We start from the raw sequence: 21,569 nt of genomic DNA on the forward strand, positions 1-21,569 counted from the left end.
TCTGTTTAAATCGATTTTAAATCTTTAACCATTGTTCACCTTTTAAGACCACAAAACCTTCGCTGGTTTTACAGCTATTGGCAAATTGTTTAACTGCGGTTCTCAGGTAAGCATCCAGACCAAACCAGTCCCGCAAAAAGTTAAAAATTCCCCAACTTTTTGAGCGGGAATCATAATGTAATTTTAGCAAAAATCGCAAAAGATATCTCAGGGGCTGTTCGCTATCTTTCGGACTATATTGAGCATCGTGTCTGGTTTTCCGAAAGTAGAAATGAGGATTTTTATATTGATCGTATTCAACCCGAGAAAAGATCACACTCCCCACCGTTTGAACCGGGGTAATAACACTCGCTATCCAAGGGCTAACTTTTTCAGAATCAAAAAATTGAATTAAATTTTCATAGCTTTTTTTAACCCGTTCTATTAACTCTTTTGACTGTTTTTCATCTTTTAAATATTTCTCGCATTTTACGGGAGCAAAAATCACCAATCGGGGCGAGTCAAGGTCTTGATAAGCCGCATTGAATAAGTCTTTAATTTGTTGAGGTCGATTCACTTTTTCGTTTAAAATCCCTTTTGGATCTTCCATCAACGCCGGAGCATCTATCGCAATTAAAACCGCTACAGATTCTCGCAACAGTGTTCTAACAAATTCTCTTTCTTCTTTGGAGGCTTTGCTTCCCAAATAGCCGCCCGGATAATCTCTAAACCGCAATTGTAAGGAAGGTTTCTCTCCTTTTCGACCCAAACCAAAGGTAAAAGAACGCAAAGAATCGGGGCCAGAAATGGCTTCTGTTCCTTGAATTCCCATTCTTCCTCTCGGTTCAAATATATCCAGTAAACTCTTGAGATCGACTAAGTTATCTTGCAAAATTGCCGAGCTTTCATCGTCGGGAGTTAGCTGTAAATCCGTCGAACCGATATTACTCTCAAACTGCTCATACATGGCGGTGAGAAGTGTTGTTTTGCCCACTCCACTGGGGCCGAGCATTGTAATTTGAAGTTCCTTCATTTTTATTTTAAATTACTCCAAAAACGTCATTAAATTTAATGGGTTGGCTGCCGTTGCCCGTTCAACAGAATCCATCCATTCTCGTCGAGTTCGCGTCCGTTCTCCCAACTGTTCAAATTCGTTAGGCCAGACATCGTGACGAATTTCTTCTAAGAAAATACGCCATTCGTTTTTTACTTCTTTTGCTCGCAAGACTCGATCCATAAATTCTTCTACGATAGCAAATCCGGCTTGGCTCGGTTCGGCCAATAAATCATCCAAGGCTCGTTCGCATTTATAAACGGCTTCAGCTTGCAAAGATTTGAGACAGTTTAAGACTTCTTGAGCGTTGGGAGAAGGAGAAAGTTGCAGGGAGGTTTCATCGGGGGTTAAATCATCCAGATGTTGGCGAATTCGGTGTTGAATTAAGCCCCGATAGGAGAGTTCAAATTCGGCTAATATTTTAAAGCCCCGCCACAATTCACTGGGTTTATTTTCGACGATTTCTTCGGGAATGAGTTCGGCAATTGTTTTCAGGAATTCTACCCCGGTACTCTCGGTTAAACCGCCCAAACGACCCCGCTCTATTAACACTTGAGCCACCTGAGATTTTACCCGATCTAATCCTCGTTTTAACCCTTCATCTAGGGATAAAAAATGTTGGGATAAATGGGAGCGAACTTCGTTGAGATATTCATAATAAGCGTTGGGATAGCCGCCCACACTATCACGCTTGCGATTAATTTCGGCTTCGGTGGGAAGACCCGCATCTTCCCGACAGGCTTTAATGGTGTTTTCGACTTGTTGCTTGAAGTCGGCATCTTGTACATCCCGCTGTTCTCTGAGTTCTCGTAAAAGGGCTTCTAAACCCGTTGTTAAATCTTCCCAAAGCCGATCAAATAAGGTCACAAATAAGGGAAACCAATTGTCACGTCCGCTGGCTCGTTCTAGGGCTTTTTCCGCTTTTTCGAGTTCGGAAGAAACGGTCTTTTGCAGTTGAATTAAACGGTCTTGAGTTGAGGAGGCGTATTCGGCATCTAAAGCCGACATTTTACTCGCCAAATAGTTGAGAATTCGCTCTAGAATTTGTTGGTTAACGGTTTCTACATCCGCACAGTTGGCAATAATATGATCGACCACATCTAAATGCTTTTCTTGGCGGGTATTTGCCAGGTCTTGACAGTAGAGGGAGTTGTCTCCAATTAAAGAGTTATTATCGGTACGATTGAGAACAAGAAATGACCAAAGTTTTAGGGGAAGTTCCGTGAGTGCAGAACTGGCAATATCATACAGTTTAACATCAACATCCGCCCAATATTCTCTCGGAGGTCGGGGCATTCTCACGAATAAAACAATATCCACATCTTGTCCGACGGTTTTGATTAATCGTTCTTCATCTCCGAGTCCGGTATCGCCCAATCCCGGCATATCAATTAGGGCAATTTGTCCGACATCGGAGTTGGGAAAAGTACAAACAATTTTGGCTTCTCGAACGGCTAAATAATTGACATGAATGCGGTTTCCACTGGGATCATCTTGAGCAATATATTCTCGAATTTGAGACTTTGGAATGCGACGGGGCGAAGGTTCGTGAAACAAATGACGGTATTTTTCGAGGTTTGTATGGTAGCGACGCAAATGTTCGTACATCGCCCCACATTCTGCCTGTTTGGAGAGGTTTATCGATAAATCTGGAAGCGGTTGGGTGGCAAATTCTTCTAAACTTAAAGGTTTGGCTCCCAAGTAAAGTTTATCGTAATAAGGGGCAATGATTTCTTGTAAAAAACTTCGCTCGGTATGAAACCAAACTTCTCCGTAAGTATCAACGCTAGGATTATGATAAATTGTACTGCGAACTCCGGTACAATGTTGGCGATCGCCTGTGGGAATTTCTGAGGTTGTTAGACCGGATAAACTTTGTAATAAACGGCTTTTTCCTTGTCCGGCCCGTCCGACTACACCAATATTAAGAGTCTGGCGAGAAAAACGGGATTTGAGTTTATTTAAAGCCAACAATTCGGATTCAATACTTCTGAGAATTAACGAGCAATCAATTTCCTTTAAATGTCCGCTTACATAGGAATCATCAACTGTTGTCAGAAGGTGATTTCGGTGTTCTTGAAGATGATTTAATTGACCGGAAAGTGACCTGAGATTTTTCTCAACTTTTTCGATTCTCAAGGCGAGAGGCTGACGTTGGTTAATAATGCTGGCAATCTGGGCAGATCTATTCATAGGGATAGCTTTCTGATTCCAGGATGATGCAATTGATCATAACTTAAATTTGGCAAACTTGTGTATGTTCTCGTAAAATTTATTGATCTTGCGCTTGATTTATATTCATGTTAATCAGCCAACCTGTATAATATCTATCCATTAAAGCAATAAACGAGGTGTCTCTCTTGAGTTCATTTAGCGAGTATAAACCCAGAGCTTCTCAGTATATCACATTCATGGATTCTGAGTTTTATCCTGACTATCTTGATGAAGCAAATACTATCTATGGCAGTGTTATAGAAGAGTTTGCAAACTTAGTTAACAAAGCTAGCAACTCTGCAAATTTACTGATAAGTATTACTGAAGTTCCCAATCCATCTAGAACACAATTACTGCGCGTCTTCCGTAAATATGTATCGCCAGATACTTCGGTTGAGATGTTAAAGGTCAAAAGAAGAATTTCCAGCATCATTGAAGACTATGGCCATCGATTTAGAGAGCTAGAAGAAGTCAGAGAAAAATTAGCAAGCCGTCCTAATCCTGATGAAGCATTAATGGCTATTTTAATGGAATATAAAAGCCGGGGACAGAAAGGATATGAATTAACAGAAGCATTTTTCCTGTGGTTTGAAAAAAACTTTGGAGCGGAGTATATAATTCAAGGCCCTCTAGGTGCAGGAAGAGATATAATGCTGAATGAAGTATTAGAAAATTGGGCAATAAAAACACCAGCAGACATTCTAATTTCTCGTACTGATAAAACTCCTTTGGTTATTGGATTTGCACGCTACGATTCAGATCGAGGGGGAGCGCAGGAAGATGATCGCATTGGTGGCAATAGAGATAAGGTAACAGATATTCTCCAGTACGCAAATACTCATGATCTTCCTCTAAAAGTGTTCTTTTTAAATGATGGCCCCGGATTAACTCTTGGATCAATGTGGAATGATTATGCCTCCCTAGAAGATTATGGACAAGGAAAAGTTCTGGTTTGTACTCTGAAAATGTTAGATGAAAGATTTACCAGAGATTGGCTTGATAGTTAAGTTGTTTATCCCAATCTTCAATCAGAGTTTCTGGAATTTCCTCAAGATCTGATGCGATCTCCAAATATAAATCAAGCCCCCGTCGCAAAATTCTATTCGTATTGAACAGAGACTCTTGTTTGGGTTGATTACCATTATTATTAACAAAGTCACCCATTGCTTTAGTTCCTTGAATCAACCGATTAATTGTTGTTTTTATTGCCAAAAGCGAATTATCTATCCCTACCCATTGTCTTTCTAATTCTTCCGCAACCGCCCCTGTTGTTCCACTTCCCAAGAAAGCATCTAATATCAGATCTCCTGGATTAGAAGAAGCCAAAAGAATTCGCTTAATTAAATCAGGATTCTTTTCGGTTGGATAACCTGTAATCTTAATATTTTGATTGTGAGCATCCTTGAATTCAAGCCATAGATCTTGAACGGCAATACCCTTACTCTTATCAAGATATATTTTCCTTCTAGGATTACCTGTTGGAGACCAATAAATTTCACCTCTTTTATCCATCTCATCTAAAACTTCAGGAGGATATTGCCAATGTTTACCCGGTGGCGGAAGCATTCCTTTCCAAGCTTGACCTGTTGCACCTTTTCTTTCACCTGGAGCATGAATAGGAACTTTTTTGTACCGTCTTCCTGTCTCTTCTTCTATATACTGATATTCTTTTTTCGCTTTGGCATCTGTCCAGGATTCAAAGGGTTGGTTCCAGACATAATCATCACTTTTTGTATAGAAAAGGATATAATCTGATATATTTCCATACTGTTTGCGGGTGAAGTTTTTTGGGTTACATTTTTTGCGAGTAATCCAATTTCTAAAATTATTGGCTCCAAAAATCTCGTCCATTAAGATTTTGACCGGAAAAGCCATCTTTTCATCGAGATGAACATATATAGACCCATGATTTGCTAAGATTTCTCGTAGTAAAATCAATCGTTGACGTATAAACTCTAAATAATCTGCTCCATCAATTAAATCGTTGTAAGCATGGGTTTGATTTCTAGACTCAAAGCCAAATCCAGTAGCATAGGGAGGATCGATATAAATTAATCCTACTTTCCCTACAATATTAGGATAATCTAATAAAGTTCTAAGCACTCTTAGATTTTCCCCATATACTAAGTAACTTTTCGGTTGTTTTTCCACGCTAGCAACACAACGTAACTGAGCGGGAGGCGTTTGAAATATATCTTCAGTAGAAACTTTTCCTTCATACTCCAAGCGGAAGGATAACTTACTGCTATTTTTTAAACCATGTTTAGATGGATTTGAATGAGGTATACCTGTTGCCATTGTAATTAAGAGTTGTACCCAAATTTTTGTTGTTTTTGTTTGCTTTAAAGTTGACCAACAAGAAAGCTATGACAAGGATCACTATATCATTAAATTTTATGTTTTGCAAATTTTAGCGGCGATAAAAAAGTGATAAAAAACCAATAAAGTGAAGTTAAATCGTAAAAAAGTAATGCTTTAAATTAAACTTGAATTCTGGCCATAAAGACTTGATAGTGTTGAAAAATTGTTTTTTAAGTTCCGGTTTAACTTTCCGATCTTCCCTAGATAGAATATTTAAAATGTGTAACAGTAGAATGAAAACAAAGATTCAACACGGGAGAATTGCAGATGACAACAACCACACCCTCACCGACTGCAAAAACCTTTCAACAGCTTCCGATGGTCAAAAGTCCCGACTGGTGGCAAACTTTACGAGCGCTTTTCAATCATTTAGACTATCTCGAAGAAAGTCGGGGGCGTTACGGAGATAATTTTGGCGGATCATCAACTGGTTTCCCCGATTATGCCATATTTAGCGATCCCAAAGCAATAGAACAGATTTTTACCGCCAACCCAAATTGTTTTGATTCGGGTGTTGGAAACAAAAGTCTTCGACCCTTATTAGGTGATTTTTCGGTCATTCTTTTGGATGGTCATTCTCATCAACAACAGCGCAAACTGTTGATGCCTCCTTTTCATGGGGAACGAATGAAAGCCTACGGTCAAACCATGTCTGAAGTGACTCAGCGGGTGATGCAAAGCTGGCTGAAAGATAAGCCGTTTGAGATGCGAAATAGTACCCAAGAAATCACGCTGCGAGTTATTTTAAATACGGTTTTTGGTTTGGATCGGGGCGAACGCTTTGAACAACTAAGAAAATTAATGGGCGAATGGTTGGATACTTTTAATTCTCCGTTTAAAGCCAGTTTTTTGTTTTTTCCGAAATTACAAAAAGATTTGGGGGCTTGGAGTCCTTGGGGGCGGTTTGTGCGAATCAGAAATCAAATAGATGAACTGCTTTATGCAGAAATTAACGAGCGCAAAAATAAGCCGTTGAGCGAAGATATTTTGAGTTTGATGATGGCGGCGCGAGATGAAAATGGCGAACCGATGAGCGATCAAGAACTGCGAGATGAGTTGATGGGGCTGCTATTTGCAGGACATGAAACAACGGCTTCTGCATTGGCTTGGGCGTTTTATTGGGTTCATTCTCAACCCGAAATTTTAGATAAATTGTTGGACGAACTCCAGCAATGTGACCTCGAAAATGATCCCAGTGCGGTGATTAAATTACCCTATTTGAATGCAGTTTGTTCGGAAACGTTGCGAATTTATCCGATTGCAATTTTTACGTTTGTTCGGAAGTTGAAAGTTCCGATGGAAATTTTAGACTATCAGTTTAAAGCCGGAACTCAACTGATTCCCTGTATTTATTTGGTGCATCATCGGGAGGATATTTATCCCAATTCTAAACAGTTTCGCCCGGAACGTTTCCTCGAACGTCAATTTTCGCCCTACGAATTTTTACCGTTTGGCGGTGGAAATCGTCGCTGTTTGGGTTATGCGTTTGCGCTGTTTGAAATGAAGTTAGTTTTAGCAACGGTATTGACTCAAACCAAACTGGAATTAACAGAAAATCGCCCTATTAAACCCGTGCGTCGGGGGTTAACGTTTACACCAGAAAAGGGGGTTCCGATGAGGGTTAAAGCTTAGAAAAGGGGCGAGAAAAATGGTTAATCTAGTTCGTCTAAATCCCGAACAAAAAATTGTGGTTTCTAGTGCGGTAGTGGCGTTAGTGTTTTCGACAACATTTGTGACTGTTGCTTATCACTTCTTTCCTCTTAATTTTCTGGGTTTAGAGACTCCTGTTGAACGGTTAATTTTTGCATTACGTTGGCAAATTATACCCGCATTGATGTTATTTGCTGGAGTCGCAACTGTGGGAAATTATCGATTTGTGAGTCCGGCGATTAATCCCTTAGCCAAGGCGGAATCTGAACAAATGCAGGTTCATCTTCGTTATCTGAGTAATACTTTAGAACAAGTGATTTTGTTTGCGATCGCGAGTTTGATTTGTGCTACATTTTTAGATGGGGAGACAATTAAACTGATTCCGATTTTATCGGTGTTATTTGGTGCGGGTCGAATTCTCTTTTGGTTGGGTTATTTGCAGCAACCGATGTATCGCGCTTTGGGAATGGGGATAACACTTTATCCAACGGCTTTGATGCTGTTTTGGGATGCTTATCAAGTGTTTACTCACTAAAGAGTTACCTATTGTTTTGAAGTGATGGGTTATCCTCGCGCTAACCCATCCTCAAGTCTGAAAAGTTAATTAATTAACCGCCAATTCCCAAACGACTGGCAAGAGCAGGAGTCAAAGGAAATAAGGTGGCAATCATCAAAAATAGGGCTAACAAACCCAAAGCGGCGCGAGTGTCATCCGGTTCAGTTAATTCGTTCAAACTGGGGCGTTCGAGATTGCGTTGTAAGATTAAAATAACCACCGCCCAATACAACGCCAGAGAATTCACTAACGAAGCAATTGCTAAAACAATAAACGTCGCCAAAGTCGCACGTCCGGCAATTTTTCGCCCATAAATCGCTTGCATAATTCGTCCCCCATCCAGTTGTCCAGCCGGCATCAAATTAATCGCCGTAATCACCAAACCCAACCAACCCATAATCGTCAGAGGATGAACATCAACAATGGATTCTTGCAGCGCCGAACCCAACACCGCTCTCGCTAAAGTTCCGACTAAAACTGACCCTTGAAAAAATTGGGTGGGAACTTGAAATAAACTGCCGGGATGAGATAAAACCAACCCAACTAACAGCATGGCTAAAGACAGCAATCCGCCGGCAGCAGGTCCGGCTAAAGCGACATCAAATAAAACAGTTCGGTTGGGAAGAATCGACTCAAAACGGTTAAACGCCCCAAAAGTACCCACTTGAATTGTTGGAATAAAAAACGGCCAGCTAAATCTAACTTGATGACGTTTTGCCATCACTTGATGAGCAATTTCATGGCTGGCAAGAATCGAAAATAAACCCAAGGCAATCGGGATAATTTCAGGATAACGATTCGGTTCGGTAAAAAAGTCAAACCCCAGTAATAAACTTCCCGCTTCAAAAGTAGTGAAGATACTAACAACCAGTAAAATAATTGCTAATATTTTTTGCGGAATGGTCATCGGTTGGGGATCATTTTTGCGGGGAAGTACAATCACCACAGGTTTTCCCTCGGGGTTTTCGACTAAAAATAATCGAAAGCGCTCGCCCATCTGTTGCTGCAAATTTTCCGATAAACGAGAATAGGCAATATCTGCATCCGTTCGCAGGTTTCCTTTAAAAATTACCCCTTCTTGATAGGGTAAAGTTTCGGTGGCAAAAAAGGTATCAATACCAAAAATATTTTGAATAATTTTGAGATCTTCTTGGGGAATGGGTGTCGGTTTGTCTTCAGTGTCGGTGGAAGGGGTTGCAGATGGCGAGGGAGTTTCTACAGACTCGACGGTGGTTTTTTCTTCAGTTTCGCTCGGTTTCTCGCCCGGTTGAACGGAAAAGTCAGCTTGAGACTGGGAGGGTTTTTGTTCATCTTCTGCGGCTATTTCTCGCAATTTTCGACCGAAAATAATGTACAATCCTGTTGAAGCGAGGAATAAAAACAGAATACTGGCGAGGTTGAGATAAATTCCAGCGGCCGCCAGTGCAAAAAAGAGCAACCAAGGAGCCATTAAAACGACGGACTGCAACCAGGATAAAATCCCCGGTTTACCGTAGGGTTGAGCGCGATAAAAGCCCCAACCTACGATTCCCAGAGCAATTAATAAGATGAAAATAGTTGTATTATCAAATGCAGTAAACATTCTAGACCTTAAACCTAAGAGCAGCAACGCCTGAAGCAATCAAGCATCCCTCTAGTTTAGAATAACGCCTCCCCGAAACGGTGAAAAGCTTTTACGCCTGACTGGATGAGGGATTAAAAACCCGGTAACTTCTAGGCGCACCGGGTTTTTCAGGTGTCGCCCGACACCCAACACCCAACACCCGACCCCTGTTGTGGTGACTAGGGAGTAACGATCGCCCGATTATGAGCGCTATGATTGGAGTCGGCTAGGGAGGCTTCAGCGTTTCCCTCAGCGGTCAAGGAGGCTTTGGCTTCGGCCATATCCCGTCGGGTGGCTTCTCGCAGTTGTTCCCGCAGGGCAGGCATGACGGCCAGCGCCCTTGTCCAGTCGGGAACTTGAACGTTAGCGGGGTTGTTCAGGTAGTCTTGGCCCGCTTCGGTGATCACTTGTTCAAACAGTTCGACGGTGATTTCTTCTTGATGGCGATCGTACTCTAAATTATTAAAACGAGCATCAACAAAGTATTGGCGAGTATAGTCTTGGGCTTCGCGACGAAACTTGACTCGCAAGGTGCGAATTTCATCCATTGTTAAGACCACTCGTTCCATTTCGGTTAACGTTCGGAGAATGGATCGGAGAATATCTCGACACATTTTTCGCAGTCCTTCGTGGGTGGAATTGCCAATGGGTTGATGTTTGTGATCGAAGATTCCGAGATCAATTTGAGCGATGCGTTTTTCGGCGACATTGCGATAAACTTCCGCCAGCAAACCAATTTCTAGACCCCAATTTCCGGGAATGCGAATGTTTAGGGCTAAGTCATTTGTCAGGGCGCATTCTCCCGACAGAGGATAACGATATGCTCCCAAGTAACGCAGATAGTTATGGTAGCCCAACATATCGGTTAAAGCGGTGAGCAAAGGCATCACAAATAAACGCACAACTCGCCCATGAAACCGGATCGGTTCACCCCCTATTCGGGCATAATAAGCCTTGTTAAAGCCGATCCCCAACTCTTTTTCGACCAGGGGAAAAAGTAATTTTAGGGGATAACTTTTGTCGTAGGTGATAATATCCGCATCGTGCAATGCGATCGCTTCGGCTTGTAAAGATGCCACACCCAGTCCCAACCAAACCGCCTGACCTTTGCCTTTAAAGCTTAATAAATCTAAGCCTTTATCTCGCAATTTTTCCAAAAGTTTAGTCACCCGAGGGCCGTTTTCCCAAATCACAAAGGTGGGTTGGGGAAGTATACTAAAAAAATCCACCGCTTTCGCATATTCTTCTGCGGTTTGAGCGCAAAGACAAATAACAACTGTATTGACGAATTTACACTCTTTTAATTGGTCTCGAATTAAGGTTAAAGCGGGTCTTTGAAGTTCATCATATAATGCCGGAATTAATACCGCAGTTGGACAGGTTTCACTCAGTTGAGTTAATCGTGCTTCTAGGAGTTCTAGATCGCATCCAAAATCATGTATCGTCGTAATTAATTCTTGTTTGTAGTCCATATAAATACCCAACTCCTAATAGTACACGTTATACTGTTTTGTCTATTTTACCCTTTTAGGTAAAACAAAGAGAATCAAAATATTTTGATCTCAAGATATTTCAACAAATTTTGTTTTGGGAGGAAGTTAAGCCGATTATTGAGACAAAGTAAACTCCAATCCGGGTCATTTTCTTAAAAAAATGCTAAATTCGCTTTCATCGATCGGTTTTTATCGGTCCTCCATCCTGAATTTTGAAATGGTCTTTTGTGAATTGTCGAGCGATTGCCCGACTTCTAAATGTTCATTATTTACTTAATTTCTGAGAAAAAAAGCTGTTCAATAAATTTTTGAATTCTATCATAAATAACGAAGAATTAAGAAGCCAATTTAATTCGTTCTATTCCCGAATAAACATTAAATCGCCGACCTCGTAAAAAACCAATTAACGTTACATTAAACGCCTGCGCCATCTCCACCGCCAAGCTACTGGGAGCAGACACCGCGCAAACAATGGGAACGCCTGCAACAATGCACTTTTGCAAAATCTCAAAACTAGAGCGTCCGCTCACCATCACGATATGATGCGCTAGAGGTAGCTCATCTGTCAAGACTGAAGTGCCAATTAACTTGTCTACAGCATTATGACGACCCACATCTTCTCGAAGTTTCAAGAGTTTTCCCCTTTCATCAAACAACGCTGCTGCGTGTAACCCACCCGTCGCCGAAAATAATCCTTGAGCTAATTTTAGTTGTTCACTTAAATTATAAATAATTTCCGGCTTAACGTTAAAATCCGAGGAAATTGGCGGAATTTCCCGCATTTTTAAAGACTCAATACTTGCTTTCCCACACACCCCGCAGGCGCTCGTCATATAAAAATGGCGTTCGAGTCGTTTGAAATCATAATTCAATCCCGCTTTCAGAGCCACATTAATAATATTTTGTCGCTGTTCGCCATCAACATCAGGATCGACACAATAACTCATTTTAGCAATATCTTCTCGGCTTTTAATCACCCCTTCGCCGTACAAAAAACCCGCCACTAAATCAAAATCCGCTCCCGGTGTTCGCATGGTAACGGCGAGAGTTTGTTCGGGAGAAACTAATCTAATTTCTAAAGGTTCCTCGCTGGTAATATAATCCAAACGGGAGCGGGTTTGACTTTCTTCTATTGTCCAGATTTTAGACTTGATTTTGCTTTTGGTAGCGCTCATGGGTTGATTTTTTAGTTGATTTAATTTAAGTTTCATCTCATGTTCGACTCATCAATAATCCCCTTCGTAGGGGCGGGTTCAGCCAAAATCTTTACTACTACTCCGAGATTGAGGTAAACCCGCCCCACCCCATCACAGAATTATTAATCAACCGGACATGATATCAGTAAGTTCGTTGTTGCGATGCACGCCCATTAATTTGAGGACTAAAGTCCAACAACTAGCCCAACAACTAGCCCAACTACAAATGTTATAACTCTCAACCAATTTTTTCCAAACAAACTAAAGCGTTATAGTCGGGAACCCCTTCGTCAGAACGCTTATTTTTATCCAATAAAACATTCCCCTCCGGCCAATGAACTTGAAGATTTCGAGGTGTCATCGGAGCCGTATAAATTCGCCCTTGATATTCGCCCCAATCATTTTTTAACAGGACTTTATCCCCATCTTTTAAGTTTAACTTTTCCGCATCAATCGGATTGATTAATACCGCTTCTCTCAATGCTCCGGTAATGGCATCTTTGCGTTCTTGAACCATGCTATTAAACTGTTTTCCCCGACGAGTTGCTACGAAGAAATAACCCGGAGGTAATTCATCAAAACTCGGCGATAAAACCGAGAAATGAGCCTTACCATCGGTTGTCGGAAACTTCCAACCAAAACAAAGATGTGAACCGCCATACTGAAACTGATCGCCCTGTTCTTTTAGATGTTGAATTCCGGCATATTGCGGGATGACTTTTGCAATTTCTTGACGCATTTCTGCGGTACTTTCAAAGTGCAATTTATCCGATAATTCGGGATGAACTCGCCGTGCTAATTCCATCAACACTTCCCACTCGGGGCGGGCTTCTCCGACTCTTGGTCCGGGAATTTCGGGGCTAAAGATTACCCGTCTTTCGGTGCTAGTTTCTGTCACGCCTCCGGGGACTTCATAGCGGGTGGTTGCGGGTAATATGATCACCGTTTCCGTCGGTTCTAACAACATTTGATTTGAACAAACAATATCCATGTGAACCCGCAAGGGAATATTTTTCAAAGCGGTTTCTACATAGTCGGGATCGGGCATGACTTCCAGAAAATTACCGCCAATTGAGAACAACACATCAAGTTGATTTTCCGCCGCAGCCTCAATCATTTCTGAGGTGATTAAACCCGTTTTGGGAGAAACGTTAAATCCCCAATATTCGCTCATTAATTGGGCATTTTCTTCGTTAATTTTTCGCCCTCCGGGAAATACCGTAGAATAACATCCCATTTCCGCCCCGCCCTGCACGCCAGAATGTCCGCGAATGGGCATTAAACCGCACCCCTCGCGCCCGACAAAACCTTTAGTTAGGGCGAGGTTTATAATGGCTTTAACGTTTTCTTCGCCGCATTCGTGTTGAGTAATTCCCATACTCCAAACAAACACCGCTTTTTGTGCTTTTCCAACCATCTCAGCAAAAGCATACATTTCCTCGCGACTCGCCCCGGAAATCTGTTCTAAATCTTCCCAGGTTTGGCGGTCTAATTCGACTTTAAGTTGTTCAAAGTTTGCGGTATAATTGTTAATAAAATTGGAGTCAATCCAGTTGTTAGCAATCAGGTGTTTAATGACGCCGTTGATAAAAGCTTGATCGCCGTTGAGATTGACTAAAAAGAAATCTTCGGCGAATTTAGTCCCAAATATTGCACTTTCAGGAATTGAAGGCACCCAGTAGCGTTCCATTCCGGGTTCTCGATAGGTATTCACGCAAACAATGCGAGTCCCGGCTTTTTTTGCCCAGTGCAAATATTTAACGGTAACGGGTTGATTGTTGGCAACATTTGAACCAAAAAACACTAATAAATCCGTTCCAATCCAATCTTTATAAGAACAAGTTGTTGCAGCCGCCCCAATGGTTGTTTTTAACGCGCCGGTACTGGGAGAGTGACAAATTCTCGCCGCATTATCAACATTATTACTCCCCATAGAACGCACGGCTTTTTGAACCGCATAATAGGTTTCGTTCACCGTTCCCCGACTGGTAACATAGAACCCCAAACGTTCGGGAGTTGAGGCTTTAATGCGTTCTGAAATGCAGTCTAAAGCTTCATCCCAACTGATGCGTCGAAATCCTTGATCGCCTTTATCCCGTCTCATCGGATAAGGAACTCGTCCCATTTCTCGCAATTCGGAACTTCTTTTTCCTTGCAATAAACTGACATCCGCTAATAGTTTGGGATCGAATTCGGACATGGTATTGAGTCGCAAAAGTCGCATCCGCACGTTACACAAATGAAAGCCTTCTAACGTCCAGTCTTTCATTCCCGTTGTTCCCAAAGAACAGCCATCACAAACACCATGATTGAGAATATCCCAAGCGTAGGATAGGCGATCGCGATTTTCCCAAACCGCCCTCACGCCTTCCCAATAGTTATTCGGATATTGTTCACCAATTCCAAAGGGCTTCCAACTCGCCCACAGGGAGGGATTCCAAATTTTCTTCGGTTTGTGCAACATGGGTCGATTTTAAATGATGTCTTTTATTAGTTTATTATAAAAAAAGACGTTTGGCGCATTGATCCCCCCTAGCCCCCCTTAAAAAGGCAGGGCCGTTTCATTCTAACAAAATCCAAAGCCTAGACCACCTGTTATTAAGCCATCTTTGACCCTCTGTAATTGACACAAAGCCTAAAAGTCTAAAAAGATTAATTGCAATAGTTTGAAGAATCGATAAATTCGTTCGTGCTTGAAAGTGAGCTATAGAAGAATCATCTTCTTTGAAGATCACATCCTTGACCCAATGCAAGCGATTTTCAATTTGCCAATGACCTTTTATTTTTTCAGAAAAATAATCGGCTTTTTCCCAAACGCTACTGATGTAGTAAGCGACTTGATGATAGTCCTTTTTACCTCTTTTACCCCATCTTTCAACTCGGATTAAGCTTTTAATTTCATACCAACTAGATTTCAGGGAATCTATACTCTTGAAGACAGCTACTTGGCGTTGAATTTGGCGACCATGACTTTTATCTTGCTCTATCTTGATACTCAAAGGCTCTTGATTGTGGGCGACAGACTCTAGAGCTTGATACAATTTTTTTTGATTCTTTTTGACGGTGATTAAGTAGTGATTTTTTGATTCAATAATTTTTTTAACGGTTTGCTTTTGGCAGTGCAAAGCATCCAGAGTAAATACTTGATTCTTCAGGGGAAAATCTTCGATGATTTCTTGGACTTGCTTAATTTCTGAACAGCGTTTGTTCTCAAAGCAATTTAATCCCAATACAACTTGATATTCTTGACTGTACAAGGAAACAAATGAAACAAAGTTTTGATGAGAGTTGCCAAAATTGTCTACAGTGCTGCCTAAGCTTTTGCCATCAATACAGACCCAATCCCTCAAATCATCAGATTCACATAGACTACTAGACCATTGATTAAAAATGTCCTGAAGATTTGACCAGTCTACTCCCATCAGAACTCGTCTTATGGTTGATGAAGATGGAACTTTTGGGGATGAAATCTTAAATTTTTTAACAATTAGCTGTTGATTGGCTTTGGCAAAATCTCCCATCGCTCTATACCCTAAGTATCCCTGCATCGCTGCCAAAATTACTATCAATAGCACCAACCATAATGGATGCCTTCTGCCCTGGCGGCGGCGAAAGTCCTTGACTTTTTTAAGTTCTTTAATTAGACTATCCATAGATAAAATTTAAGAAAAAACTGGCGATTGCTATCATTTTACATCCGGCGCGATCGCCAGTTTTATTGTTCAATTCCCGCCTTTAAGAATCAGAGTGGAACAAGCCGTTTGAGTCAGGCGATCGCTATGTTTTTCTAAGATTTTAGGTGTTCTGAAGAAAAAAGGGGTGAAACTGCTTCCAATTTTAGCTCCTCGCGATCGCAAAATTTTAGAATGAAACAGCCCTGCCCTTTTTAAGGGGGGCAGGGGGGATCTACAATGACGAAACTCAATACCAGTGACTTTCATTTGACAATTGCCTAAAATTGTTCTATCTTAAAAATTAAAAGTATTTTCGCAATAACAAACAGTAACCTCAAAAAATAACCCCCCTTTTTAAGGGGGCAGGGGGGATCTACAATGACGAAACTCAATACCAGTGACTTTCATTTGACAATTGCCTAAAATTGTTCTATCTTAAAAATTAAAAGTATTTTCGCAATAACAAACAGTAACCTCAAAAAATAACCCCCCTTTTTAAGGGGGCAGGGGGGATCTATAATGACTAAACTCAATACCAGTGACTTTCATTTGACAATTGCCTAAAATTGTTCTATCTTAAAAATTAAAAGTATTTTCGCAATAACAAACAGTAACCTCAAAAAATCACCCCCCTTTTTAAGGGCAGGGCTGTTTCATTCTAGCAAAATCCAAAGCTTGAACCAGCGATTATTAAGCCATCTTTGACCTTCTGTAATTGAGAGAAATCCTAACAGTCGAAACAGATTCATTGCCATAGTTTGGAGAATTGATAGATTCGTTCGAGCTTGAAAGTGATGTATAGGAGAATTATCCTCTTTAAAGATTACATCTTTTACCCAATGCAACTGATTTTCTATTAACCAATGTCCTTTTATTTTCGTGGCAAAAACTTCGGCTTTCTCTGATAAACTACTAATGTAGTAAGCCACTTGATGATAATCCTTGTTTCCTCTTTTACCCCATCTTTCAACTCGGATTAAGCTTTCAATTCCACACCAAGTCAATGGCAGAGAGTCTAAGCTCTTAAAAACCGAGACTTGGCGTTGAATTTGGCGACCATGACTTTCCTCTTTTTTCAGATTTACACTGAGTGGTACTTGATTACGTGTGATAGATTCGAGAGCTTGATACAACTTTTTTTGATTCTTTTTCACCGCAACTAGATAATGATTTCCAGAAGCTATAATTTCTCGAACTGTTTGTTTTTGGCAATGTAAGGCATCGAGAGTAAAAACTTTATTTTTTAAGGAGCAATGCCGGAGTAGGTCTTGAACTGACTTGATTTCTGAACACTTTTTGTTCTCCAAACGATTGCATCCGAAAACTAACCCATTATCTTGACTATATAAAGAAACGAAGGAGACAAAATTTTGATAAGACTTGTCATAATTATCAACAGTACTGTTCAAGCTTTTGCCATCTATACAGACCCAATCTCTCAAATTACTCAACTCACTTAGTTGACCAGACCATTGATTAAAAATATCCTGAAGATTTGACCAATCTACCCCGACTAGCACTCGTCTTATTGTTGATGAAGATGGAACTTTTTTGGAGAAAATATTAAATTTTTTCACGATTAATTGTTGATTGGCTTTCGCAAAGTCTCCCAATGCTCGATACCCTAAATATCCCTGCATCGTTCCTAGAATTACTATTAATAAAACCAACCATAAAGGATGTCTTCTCCCTTGGCTGCGGCGAAAGTCCTTGATTTTTTTAAGTGCTTCAATTAGACTATTCATATCTAGAATTTTTTCACAAAAAGCTGGCGATCGCTATCATCTTACATCAAGCGCGATCGCCAGTTTCATTATTAAAGGACCGATTGACCGATGAGAGTCAAAGGTGATGTTTTAGTTTGGCGATCGCTGTTTTTTTCTAAGATTAAAGATTTTCCGAAGAAAAAAGGGCTAAAATTACTGCCAATTTTGGGTCTCAGCGATCGCCAAATTTTAGAACGAAACGGCCCTGCCCTTTTTAAGGGGGGCAGGGGGGATCTACAATGACGAAACTCAATACCAGTGACTTTCATTTGACAATTGCCTAAAATTGTTCTATCTTAAAAATTAAAAGTATTTTCGCAATAACAAACAGTAACCTCAAAAAATCACCCCCCTTTTTAAGGGGGGCAGGGGGGATCTATAATGACGAAACTCAATACCAGTGACTTTCATTTGCCCTACGATCGCAACTTAGTAGCAAGAGCAAAAGAACTGCGAAAAAACATGACCGCAGCCGAAAAAAAGCTTTGGTATGGATACTTAAGAACGTTTAAATTTAGAGTATTACGACAACGACCAATCGCTCATTTTATTGTTGATTTTTATTGTCATTATCTCAAGCTGGTGATTGAAATTGATGGCGAAAGTCATTTTACTAAGGAGGGAAAAGATTATGACAGCGAAAGAACTTCTATATTAAAAGGCTATGGGTTGAGGGTTATTCGCTTTACAAATCAACAGGTTTTGTTTGAGTTTGAGGGTGTTTGTGAAGTGATTGACGGTTTGATCCCCCCTAGCCCCCCTTAAAAAGGGGGGAATGGAAAAAAAGGGAGAGATAATTCCCTGAAATTGTTCTATCTTACAAATTACAACCATTTTCACAATAACAAACAGTAATATGATATCCGACTAATCAATAACCCAAAGCGTAGGGGCGGGTTCTACAATATCTTTAACGACTACTCCAAGATTGAGATAAACCCGCCCCACCCCATAACACGCATTAATCAACCGGATATCATATAACTTCAAAAAATCACCCCCCTTTTTAAGGCAGGGCTGTTTCATTCTAAAATTTTGCGATCGCGAGGAGCTAAAATTGGAAGCAGTTTCACCCCTTTTTTCTTCAGAACACCTAAAATCTTAGAAAAACATAGCGATCGCCTGACTCAAACGGCTTGTTCCACTCTGATTCTTAAAGGCGGGAATTGAACAATAAAACTGGCGATCGCGCCGGATGTAAAATGATAGCAATCGCCAGTTTTTTCTTAAATTTTATCTATGGATAGTCTAATTAAAGAACTTAAAAAAGTCAAGGACTTTCGCCGCCGCCAGGGCAGAAGGCATCCATTATGGTTGGTGCTATTGATAGTAATTTTGGCAGCGATGCAGGGATACTTAGGGTATAGAGCGATGGGAGATTTTGCCAAAGCCAATCAACAGCTAATTGTTAAAAAATTTAAGATTTCATCCCCAAAAGTTCCATCTTCATCAACCATAAGACGAGTTCTGATGGGAGTAGACTGGTCAAATCTTCAGGACATTTTTAATCAATGGTCTAGTAGTCTATGTGAATCTGATGATTTGAGGGATTGGGTCTGTATTGATGGCAAAAGCTTAGGCAGCACTGTAGACAATTTTGGCAACTCTCATCAAAACTTTGTTTCATTTGTTTCCTTGTACAGTCAAGAATATCAAGTTGTATTGGGATTAAATTGCTTTGAGAACAAACGCTGTTCAGAAATTAAGCAAGTCCAAGAAATCATCGAAGATTTTCCCCTGAAGAATCAAGTATTTACTCTGGATGCTTTGCACTGCCAAAAGCAAACCGTTAAAAAAATTATTGAATCAAAAAATCACTACTTAATCACCGTCAAAAAGAATCAAAAAAAATTGTATCAAGCTCTAGAGTCTGTCGCCCACAATCAAGAGCCTTTGAGTATCAAGATAGAGCAAGATAAAAGTCATGGTCGCCAAATTCAACGCCAAGTAGCTGTCTTCAAGAGTATAGATTCCCTGAAATCTAGTTGGTATGAAATTAAAAGCTTAATCCGAGTTGAAAGATGGGGTAAAAGAGGTAAAAAGGACTATCATCAAGTCGCTTACTACATCAGTAGCGTTTGGGAAAAAGCCGATTATTTTTCTGAAAAAATAAAAGGTCATTGGCAAATTGAAAATCGCTTGCATTGGGTCAAGGATGTGATCTTCAAAGAAGATGATTCTTCTATAGCTCACTTTCAAGCACGAACGAATTTATCGATTCTTCAAACTATTGCAATTAATCTTTTTAGACTTTTAGGCTTTGTGTCAATTACAGAGGGTCAAAGATGGCTTAATAACAGGTGGTCTAGGCTTTGGATTTTGTTAGAATGAAACGGCCCTGCCCTTTTTAAGGGGGGCAGGGGGGATCTATAATGATGATCAATTGTTGTATTTTACAGGTTACAATTTCCGACGCGAGAAAATAATCGACCAAACCGATCAGCGTAAAATTTTCCCTCCCATAAACATTCCCGCAGGGGGAAATGTCCTCGGGGAACAAAAGAAGTATTGCTCAGATTATTATAAGATAACCACTGTTTATTTTGTCTCCATCCTACTTCGTCCCCAAAATGTTCAAAGGCTTTTTGGTTGTATTCTCCTAGCTTGTTTCCCGTATTCAAATAAATCTGTTTCTGAACAGTCAAGCCAAAACGTCCATCGCTATATTTAATCCAAAGGTTGTTAATAATGCCAAGGTCTTCGCAGGGTAAGTAGTCAAAATCTGAACGGTGCAAATTTCGATTTTTTCCAGCAGCATCCCGCAACCGTTTTGCTGTTTCTTCGTCGGCATATTCCCACTGTTTTTGACTCAACAAATATTCTAGGAAAGTATAATCTACCCCTCTGGCTGAAACTACTTTTATTAACGATTTTGGGGGTGGAGGTGGAGGCGCTGCAATTACTTTTGTTAACGATGTTGGGGGTGGTGGAGGCGGAGGTATAAGAACGGTTTTGGAAGGTGCAGCTTGAGATGAAATTGCATTCACAAGTTCCCCAACAGACTGATAGCGTTTTTTCATCGCCTGCTGCAACATCTTATCTAAAACTACGCCCAATTTTTGATTAATAGGAGCGGTTAAATAATCCCGCCAAACCCATTCACCCTCGCTCACATCGTACAGTTGAAAGGGTTCAATTTGGGTTAACAAATGAATACAAGTCACACCCAAACTATAAATATCGCTGCTAAAATTTGCTTTTCCCAAAGCTTGTTCTGGCGCCACATATCCAGCAGAACCGATGGTTGTTCCGGTGACGGCTAAGGCGGTACGGGTGGCAAATTTCGCCGCTCCGAAATCTACTAAAAACAGTTGGTTATCGGAAGCTCGACGAATCAGATTTTCTGGCTTTACATCCCGATGAATGACTTGATTTTTGTGAACAAAATATAAGACAGGAAGTAATTTTTTCAGGAGTTGTAAAATTTGAGTCTCGTTAAAGATTTCCGACTCCTCTAACTCTTGTTGCAGGTTTTTTCCTTGAATATATTCTTGAACTAAATACTGACGGTTATCTTGGGTAAAATAGGCGTAAAGTTCGGGAATTTGCGGATGTTTTCCCAACTCATCCAAACGAACCGCTTCCTGTTCAAAAAGTAGTTTGGCTTTCTCTACGGTTTCTGTTCCCTGTGCTTGCGGAAAAAACTGTTTGATCACACAAAAGGGTTTTGAGGGTTTGAACTCGTCTATCGCTTTGAAGGTGCGACCAAACCCGCCTTGACCGATAATTTCTAGCGCTCGATAACGTTCGGCTAACAGTAATTTTACACCACAACGTTGACAAAATAGAGTGTTTGGCAGGTTATTCAACAAACAGTCAGGATTCAAACATTGGCTCATCCATGTCGACTCCAAGCAGTTATATCTGTTTATTTTAGATCGGTTTTGGCTTGGAATTAAAATTTTTTTTGGGTATAAAAATTAAATAATTTTTGCTAATTTTACCGTAAATTTTCTGATGCGCCCAATTTTAATATGAAATATGTCGGGTGCATCAGATCGAAGGAATTACTATTAATTTTAC

General features: G+C 40.5%; 15 protein-coding genes. 5 read left to right on the plus strand and 10 right to left on the minus strand.

The window, feature by feature from the left end; translation table 11 throughout:
- Window positions 1–16: 16 nt before the first annotated feature.
- Window positions 17–1,012, minus strand: coding sequence for a hypothetical protein (locus ACL6C3_RS11145; protein ID WP_413167241.1), 996 nt, complete (start codon window positions 1,010–1,012; stop codon window positions 17–19).
- 12 nt (window positions 1,013–1,024) lie between these two features.
- Complete coding sequence (locus ACL6C3_RS11150; protein WP_413167242.1) at window positions 1,025–3,226, minus strand: hypothetical protein; 2,202 nt, start codon at window positions 3,224–3,226, stop codon at window positions 1,025–1,027.
- Between the two features lie 218 nt (window positions 3,227–3,444).
- On the opposite strand from ACL6C3_RS11150, the gene ACL6C3_RS11155 reads away from it, so the two are divergent.
- Entirely contained in the window at window positions 3,445–4,254 is an 810-nt protein-coding gene (locus tag ACL6C3_RS11155) for a hypothetical protein (RefSeq protein ID WP_413167243.1), read from the plus strand.
- Here the strand turns inward: ACL6C3_RS11155 and ACL6C3_RS11160 are convergent.
- On the minus strand, window positions 4,229–5,545 hold the full coding sequence (locus tag ACL6C3_RS11160) for a site-specific DNA-methyltransferase (protein WP_413167244.1): 1,317 nt from the start codon (window positions 5,543–5,545) through the stop codon (window positions 4,229–4,231). The genes ACL6C3_RS11155 and ACL6C3_RS11160 overlap by 26 nt on opposite strands.
- Window positions 5,546–5,875: 330 nt before the next feature.
- Between ACL6C3_RS11160 and ACL6C3_RS11165 the strand changes: the two genes are divergently transcribed.
- Both ACL6C3_RS11165 and ACL6C3_RS11170 read left to right on the plus strand, forming a co-directional pair.
- Window positions 5,876–7,240: a cytochrome P450 gene (locus tag ACL6C3_RS11165; protein WP_413167245.1), complete on the plus strand. Its 1,365-nt coding sequence runs from the start codon at window positions 5,876–5,878 to the stop codon at window positions 7,238–7,240.
- Window positions 7,241–7,256: 16 nt separating this feature from the next.
- Window positions 7,257–7,793 carry an MAPEG family protein gene (locus tag ACL6C3_RS11170; RefSeq protein WP_413167246.1) on the plus strand — a complete coding sequence of 179 codons (537 nt, stop codon included), beginning with the start codon at window positions 7,257–7,259 and terminating at the stop codon, window positions 7,791–7,793.
- A gap of 73 nt (window positions 7,794–7,866) precedes the next feature.
- On the opposite strand, the gene ACL6C3_RS11175 is transcribed toward ACL6C3_RS11170, so the two are convergent.
- The 6 genes from ACL6C3_RS11175 to ACL6C3_RS11200 form a co-directional block, all read right to left on the minus strand.
- A complete protein-coding gene (locus tag ACL6C3_RS11175) occupies window positions 7,867–9,396 on the minus strand; it encodes a site-2 protease family protein (protein ID WP_413167247.1) in 1,530 nt (509 codons plus the stop codon).
- A gap of 200 nt (window positions 9,397–9,596) precedes the next feature.
- Window positions 9,597–10,889: a glucosyl-3-phosphoglycerate synthase gene (locus ACL6C3_RS11180; RefSeq protein ID WP_413167248.1), complete on the minus strand. Its 1,293-nt coding sequence runs from the start codon at window positions 10,887–10,889 to the stop codon at window positions 9,597–9,599.
- Window positions 10,890–11,245: 356 nt separating this feature from the next.
- On the minus strand, window positions 11,246–12,085 hold the full coding sequence (gene fdhD / locus ACL6C3_RS11185; protein ID WP_413167249.1) for a formate dehydrogenase accessory sulfurtransferase FdhD: 840 nt from the start codon (window positions 12,083–12,085) through the stop codon (window positions 11,246–11,248).
- A 259-nt stretch (window positions 12,086–12,344) separates the two neighbouring features.
- Complete coding sequence (locus ACL6C3_RS11190) at window positions 12,345–14,570, minus strand: FdhF/YdeP family oxidoreductase (RefSeq protein ID WP_413167250.1); 2,226 nt, start codon at window positions 14,568–14,570, stop codon at window positions 12,345–12,347.
- A gap of 97 nt (window positions 14,571–14,667) precedes the next feature.
- A complete protein-coding gene (locus ACL6C3_RS11195) occupies window positions 14,668–15,759 on the minus strand; it encodes an ISAs1 family transposase (protein WP_413160293.1) in 1,092 nt (363 codons plus the stop codon).
- A gap of 674 nt (window positions 15,760–16,433) precedes the next feature.
- Entirely contained in the window at window positions 16,434–17,525 is a 1,092-nt protein-coding gene (locus ACL6C3_RS11200; RefSeq protein WP_413162228.1) for an ISAs1 family transposase, read from the minus strand.
- A 402-nt stretch (window positions 17,526–17,927) separates the two neighbouring features.
- Between ACL6C3_RS11200 and ACL6C3_RS11205 the strand changes: the two genes are divergently transcribed.
- A complete protein-coding gene (locus tag ACL6C3_RS11205; protein ID WP_413167251.1) occupies window positions 17,928–18,311 on the plus strand; it encodes an endonuclease domain-containing protein in 384 nt (127 codons plus the stop codon).
- 474 nt (window positions 18,312–18,785) lie between these two features.
- The gene (locus ACL6C3_RS11210; RefSeq protein WP_413160293.1) at window positions 18,786–19,877 is read left to right on the plus strand and encodes an ISAs1 family transposase; all 1,092 of its coding nucleotides are present in this window, start codon (window positions 18,786–18,788) and stop codon (window positions 19,875–19,877) included.
- A 62-nt stretch (window positions 19,878–19,939) separates the two neighbouring features.
- Here the strand turns inward: ACL6C3_RS11210 and ACL6C3_RS11215 are convergent, their stop codons facing one another.
- Window positions 19,940–21,385 carry a protein kinase domain-containing protein gene (locus ACL6C3_RS11215; RefSeq protein WP_413167252.1) on the minus strand — a complete coding sequence of 482 codons (1,446 nt, stop codon included), beginning with the start codon at window positions 21,383–21,385 and terminating at the stop codon, window positions 19,940–19,942.
- Between the last annotated feature and the right edge of the window lie 184 nt (window positions 21,386–21,569).

It is taken from the genome of Capilliphycus salinus ALCB114379 (assembly GCF_047276495.1).
GTDB classification, from domain to species: domain Bacteria; phylum Cyanobacteriota; class Cyanobacteriia; order Cyanobacteriales; family Microcoleaceae; genus Capilliphycus; species Capilliphycus salinus.